Raw genomic sequence first — 2,904 nt, 5'->3', positions numbered from 1 at the left:
CCCGGCGGCGGCAGCGGCCGGCGCCCCTGGGCGGAAGCCGAACCGGCAGCGATCGCGGCGACGGCGAGGAAGAGGCGGCGTTTCATCGACAGTCCTGTGAATACGAATGATTTTCATTGTAGGACTGCCGAGGCCGGGTTCGGCCGAAGACCCTGCACCGCGGGCGCCGGATGCGGCAACGCCCGCGCGGTGCCCGTTCAGGGCACGGCGCGGGCGTTGTTTGCGGGTGCGCGGCTCAGCGCAGCGGCACGCCGGTCTTGGCCTGCACTTCCTCGCGCGTCACGCCGGCGGCCAGCTCCACGAGCTTCAGGCCCTGCGGCGTCACGTCCATCACGGCCAGGTCGGTGATGATGCGGTTCACCACGCCCACGCCGGTGAGCGGCAGCGTGCACTTGGGCAGCAGCTTCAGGTCGATGCTGCCGTCCTTCTTCTTCGCCACGTGCTCCATCAGCACGATGACGCGGCCCACGCCGGCCACCAGGTCCATGGCGCCGCCCATGCCCTTGACCATCTTGCCGGGGATCATCCAGTTGGCCAGGTCGCCGTGCTCGCTGACCTGCATGGCGCCCAGGATGCTGAGGTTGATCTTGCCGCCGCGGATCATCGCGAAGCTGTCGTGCGAGCCGAAGATCGACGAACCCGCGAGGGTGGTCACGGTCTGCTTGCCGGCGTTGATGATGTCGGCGTCGACCTCGTCCTCGGTCGGGAACGGACCGATGCCGAGCATGCCGTTCTCGCTCTGCAGCCACACCTCGATCGTCGGATCGACGAAGTTGGCCACCAGCGTGGGCAGGCCGATGCCGAGGTTGACGTAGTAGCCGTCGTGCAGTTCCTTGGCGGCGCGTGCCGCCATCTGGTCGTGGGTCCAGGGCATATCAAGCCTCCCGCTGGGCCGCCCCGAGGGAGGCTTGCGTCCCCTCGGGGGACAGGAGCGTAGCGACGTAGGGGTGGTTGTTCATCTCAGACTCCCGCCTTCTCGGTGATGGTGCGCTTCTCGATGCGTTTTTCCGGCGTGGCATTGAGCACGATGCGGTGCACGTAGATGCCGGGCAGGTGCACCGCGTCGGGATCGAAGTGGCCGGTCTCGACGATCTCCTCGACCTCGACCACCGTGAGCTTCCCGGCCATCGCCACCGCCGGGTTGAAGTTGCGCGCGGTGCGGCGGAACAGCAGGTTGCCGCTCTTGTCGGCCTTCCAGGCCTTGACCAGCGACACCTCGGGCAGCAGCGAACGCTCCATCACGTAGACGGCGCCGTCGAACTCGCGAGTTTCCTTGCCCTCGGCCACCATGGTGCCGACGCCGGTCTTGGTGAAGAAGGCCGGGATGCCGGCGCCGCCGGCGCGCAGCTTCTCGGCCAGCGTGCCCTGGGGCGTGAACTCCAGCTCCAGCTCGCCGGCCAGGAACTGGCGCTCGAACTCCTTGTTCTCGCCCACGTAGCTGGAGATCATCTTCCTGATCTGCCGCGTGTCGAGCAGCTTGCCGAGGCCGAAGCCGTCGACGCCTGCGTTGTTGGAGATCACTGTCAGGTCCTTGACGCCGCTGTCGCGCAACGCGTCGATCAGGGCCTCGGGGATGCCGCACAGGCCGAAGCCGCCGACGGCCAGCAACTGGCCGTCCTTCACGATGCCGTCGAGCGCGGCCTTCGCGCTCGGGTAGACCTTGTTCATGCAGTTCGCTCCATCGGGCGGTGACACCAGCACGCAGCGTACTACGTATCCGCATACGTACAATCGCCTAAGCAATGACTAGCGCCTCTCTTGCCGCCGTCGCCACCATCGATCACCGCGGCGCCTTCGAGCTGGCGCCGGTGGGCCTGGTGATCTCCAGCCACCGCAAGATCGTCGACTGCAACCAGGCGGTGGCCGAGATCTTCCGCTCGCCGCGCGAGGCGCTGATCGGCCAGTCCTTCGAGGTGCTCTACCCGAGCCACGACGAGTTCGAGCGCACCGGCGCGCGCATCCTGCTCAAGCTCGACCGCCACGGCCGCTACGCCGACGACCGCATCATGAAACGCGAACCCGGCAACCCGCGCGGCGAGCTGTTCTGGTGCCACGTGATGGGCCGCGCCATCAACCGCGAGACGCCGCACGAGGCCGGCATCTGGAGCTTCGAGGACCTGTCCTCGCAGCGCCCGCTCACGCCCGCCGGCCGCGCCGGGCTCACCGCGCGCGAGCGCGAGGTGGCGGCGCTGCTGATCGAGGGCCAGACCAGCAAGCAGATCGGCAAGGTGCTGGGCGTGAGCCACCGCACCGTCGACATCTACCGCGCCCGGCTGCTGCGCAAGTACGCCGCCGGCAGCACCGCCGAGCTGGTGAACAAGCTGGTGCGCGGCTGAGCCGCCGCGGCGCCGACACGCGCCGGTCACGCCGCGGTCACGACGCCGCCACGGGCGCGTCATCCAATCGGGCGGCCGGCGCACCGCCGCGCCCGCCCCCGCCTCGTGCCCACTGGCTTCCACGTCCTCATCGCCGCGCAGTTCGTCTCGGGCCTCGCCGACAACGCGCTGCTGATCGTCACGATCGCCCGCCTCGACGAGCTCGGCGCGCCGCTGTGGTGGGCCCCGCTGCTCAAGCTCGGCTTCACGCTCGCCTACGTGCTGCTCGCGCCCTTCGTGGGCGCACTGGCCGACGCCTGGCCGAAGGCGCGCGTCATGTTCGTCAGCAACGGGCTGAAGGCCGGCGCCTGCGCGCTGCTGGTCGCCGGCGGTGACCCGCTGCTGGCCTTCACGCTGGCGGGCATCGGCGCGGCCGCCTACTCGCCGGCCAAGTACGGGCTGGTGACCGAGCTGCTGCCGCCCGCCCGGCTGGTGGCGGCCAACGGCTGGATCGAGGTGTGCACCGTCGGCGCCATCCTGCTCGGCACCGCGCTCGGCGGCCTGCTGGTCAGCCCGTCGGCGCAGACCG

At 69.7% G+C, this 2,904-nt stretch carries 4 protein-coding genes; 2 read left to right on the top strand and 2 right to left on the bottom strand.

Annotation, left to right across the window (positions count from 1 at the left end; translation table 11 throughout):
- Nucleotides 1-235: 235 nt before the first annotated feature.
- Both x551_RS20605 and x551_RS20600 read right to left on the bottom strand, forming a co-directional pair.
- Nucleotides 236-874: a CoA transferase subunit B gene (locus x551_RS20605; RefSeq protein ID WP_036234803.1), complete on the bottom strand. Its 639-nt coding sequence runs from the start codon at nucleotides 872-874 to the stop codon at nucleotides 236-238.
- Nucleotides 875-960: 86 nt separating this feature from the next.
- Nucleotides 961-1,668, bottom strand: a complete 708-nt coding sequence (locus x551_RS20600; RefSeq protein WP_011829055.1) for a CoA transferase subunit A — start codon at nucleotides 1,666-1,668, stop codon at nucleotides 961-963.
- A gap of 74 nt (nucleotides 1,669-1,742) precedes the next feature.
- Between x551_RS20600 and x551_RS20595 the strand changes: the two genes are divergently transcribed.
- Nucleotides 1,743-2,336, top strand: a complete 594-nt coding sequence (locus x551_RS20595; protein ID WP_011829054.1) for a PAS and helix-turn-helix domain-containing protein — start codon at nucleotides 1,743-1,745, stop codon at nucleotides 2,334-2,336.
- Between the two features lie 105 nt (nucleotides 2,337-2,441).
- Nucleotides 2,442-2,904: MFS transporter (locus x551_RS20590; protein ID WP_036250802.1), on the top strand; the 463-nt coding region annotated here is incomplete at its 3' end.

The organism is Methylibium sp. T29, from assembly GCF_000576205.1.
Lineage (GTDB): Bacteria > Pseudomonadota > Gammaproteobacteria > Burkholderiales > Burkholderiaceae_C > Methylibium > Methylibium petroleiphilum.
Note: the sequence above shows the minus strand (reverse complement) of the source record. Positions and strands in the feature narration are given on the sequence as shown.

Coding starts and splice junctions, on each gene's coding strand:
- x551_RS20605 (WP_036234803.1), bottom strand. CDS start 874: ATGCCCTGGACCCACGACCAGATGGCGGCACGCGCCGCCAAGGAACTG.
- x551_RS20595 (WP_011829054.1), top strand. CDS start 1,743: ATGACTAGCGCCTCTCTTGCCGCCGTCGCCACCATCGATCACCGCGGC.
- x551_RS20600 (WP_011829055.1), bottom strand. CDS start 1,668: ATGAACAAGGTCTACCCGAGCGCGAAGGCCGCGCTCGACGGCATCGTG.